The 2,326-nt window shown below is 61.3% G+C and carries 2 protein-coding genes; one reads left to right on the top strand and one right to left on the bottom strand.

What is annotated here, in order from left to right; genetic code table 11:
* Window positions 1-1,473, bottom strand: a 1,473-nt coding sequence (locus tag ACGVJ8_RS07680; protein WP_392346934.1) for a glucose-6-phosphate isomerase, incomplete at its 3' end; no start/stop codon positions are given.
* Between the two features lie 115 nt (window positions 1,474-1,588).
* Between ACGVJ8_RS07680 and ACGVJ8_RS07675 the strand changes: the two genes are divergently transcribed.
* On the top strand, window positions 1,589-2,326 hold a 738-nt coding region (locus tag ACGVJ8_RS07675), incomplete at its 3' end, for a helicase DnaB (protein ID WP_392346932.1).

Raw genomic sequence — 2,326 nt, 5'->3', positions numbered from 1 at the left:
CAATCGGATCTCATCGGCGGAACGGGCCACACCGTCGGCCAGGATCGTTTCCACACGGCCTTGAAGGTCGAGAATCGCCGCCGCCGCCTTCTTACCGGCTTCAACACCGGGCTGGTGGTAGGCGTTGATGTTCACAAGTTCGCCATAGAGACCGACGGCGCGCTCGAACAGAGCGATCAAAGCGCCGAGACGGCGTGCATCAAAGCGGCGCATGCTGATCGTCATGCTCTGGCGCCCACCCTCGGTGAGGGCCGAGCGCGTGCCCTGCAGGAAACCATCGAGAAAGTCGCCGGGGCATTCCCCGTCAATCATGGGGATATCGCTCACGTCCTCGAGCACCTCGATGAAGGTGGCGAAGAAGTTGTCGACACCGTCGCGCAGTTGCTGCACGTAGGCGTGCTGGTCGGTGGAGCCTTTGTTGCCGTAAACGGCGATGCCCTGGTGAACCACCTCACCGTTGCGATCCAGGCGCTTGCCCAGGGATTCCATCACCAACTGCTGGAGGTAGCGGCTGAACACCTCCAGGCGGTCGCGGTAAGGCAGAACAACCATGTCGCGCTGACCGCGACCACCACCGGCCACATACCAGGAGGCGGCCATGAGGGCCGCTGGATTGCGGCGCAGATCCGCTGCACGGGTGGCGGCATCCATCTGGGATGCGCCAGTGAGGAAGTCGCGGATGTCGCAACCAATCAGAGCACCGGGCAGCAGACCAACGGCACTGGTGATGCTGGTCCGGCCCCCCACCCAATCGAACATGTCGAAGCGCTTGAGCCACCCCTCTGCCTGAGCCTGCTGGTCCAGCTTGCTGTCGAGCATCGTCACAGCAACAGCCTGACCGGCCCACTGGCCACCAGCGGCCTCGAGGCGATGGCGGGCCTGCTCCATGCCAAGGTGGGGTTCAGGGGTGCCCCCCGACTTGCTCACCGTCACCACCAGAGTGCGGTCAAGACGACCCTCCAACCCCGCCATGACGTTACTCATCCCGTTGGGGTCGACGTTGTCAAAGAAATGAAAGGGCAGGCCCTCGCCCGGGTTCTGCAGAGCCTTGATCATCAAGGTGGGTCCCAGACCACTGCCACCGATGCCGATCCAGAGCACATCGGTGAAGGCTTCGCCGTTGGGCGCCTTGATCGTTCCGTTGATCACATCGCGCCCGAAGGCTGCGATCAGATCGATTTCCCTGGAGATGTGCTGCTGCAGCTCTGAGGAGGGGGCGAGTTCGGGGGTGCGCAGCCAGTAGTGACCCACCTGGCGCTGTTCATCCGGATTGGCGATGGCACCGGCTTCCAGCTCCCGCATCGCAGCAAAAGCCTTGTCCATCCGTGGCTGCAGCTGCTGCAGATCAGTCGCATTCACGTGCATCCGGCTGATGTCGAGCCAGATGTCCAGATCATCGTGGTACCAGCTGAGATCGCAGAACCTCTGCCACTGAATATGAGCGTCGGAAGCGTTGAAATCCGGGAAGCTCATGCCAGGTAGACGATGCAGACCTGCCGAACGTATCCAGAATCTGACGGGATGCCTGCGTAAAAGGACACCCCAGCTAGTTTCATGTCGTCTTCCACTGTTCTCATATCCATCCCCCATGGCAGAGCCATTGCGATGGACAACAGCTTTTCTGGCGGTGGCAGCGAGCGTCTGCTTGGTCGGCCATTGGTCACAGCCGAACGCTGAGCCTGGCGATCAGGCGCCTGTTGTTGTGGAAGACAGGCTCGAGCCCACAGACTTTTCCCCCGAAGAACTGAAGCTGCTGCAACGGCGCTTCGGGGTGCATGGCCCCCAGACGCAGCTGGCCCAGCTGTTCACCAGCGGAGTTGATCAGCTCAAACCATTGCGCTCATCTACCCTGGATCGCCTGCGCGAGCTGAAGCCGGTGATCCTGCGCCAAGCAGCGGCACATCAGGTGAATCCGATGCTGATCACCGCCGTTCTATTTGATGAAATCCACCACGCCAAACCGGGGGAGAGCCTTCCCTTCATCGCCCATTCCGGTCTGGTGAAGACCCACGGACTCGCTCAGATCGGCGTCTCGGAAATGATCCATCAGAACCGGCTGCCGGCGAACCCAACGCAGGAGGAGATCAGCTGGGCCCGCAATCAATTGCTGGACCCCGAGATGAACATCACCCTTCTGGCGGCGAAGTTCCAGCGGCTGAAGCTAGCCCTTGGCCTGCCGGAGAGCTTGATGCTGCAAGCGAGTCGCTCTTACCTGGATGCCAAGGCGATCGCCACCCTCACCTATCTGCACAACGGAAAACTGGATTACCCGGCGCGTGTGCTGGGCTACATGCAGGACCCTGAGCTGCACGGGTTGATTTACGGC

The organism is Parasynechococcus sp. (genome assembly GCF_042954245.1).
Classification (GTDB): Bacteria; Cyanobacteriota; Cyanobacteriia; order PCC-6307; family Cyanobiaceae; genus Parasynechococcus.
This window is presented reverse-complemented; position numbering and strand designations above follow the sequence as displayed.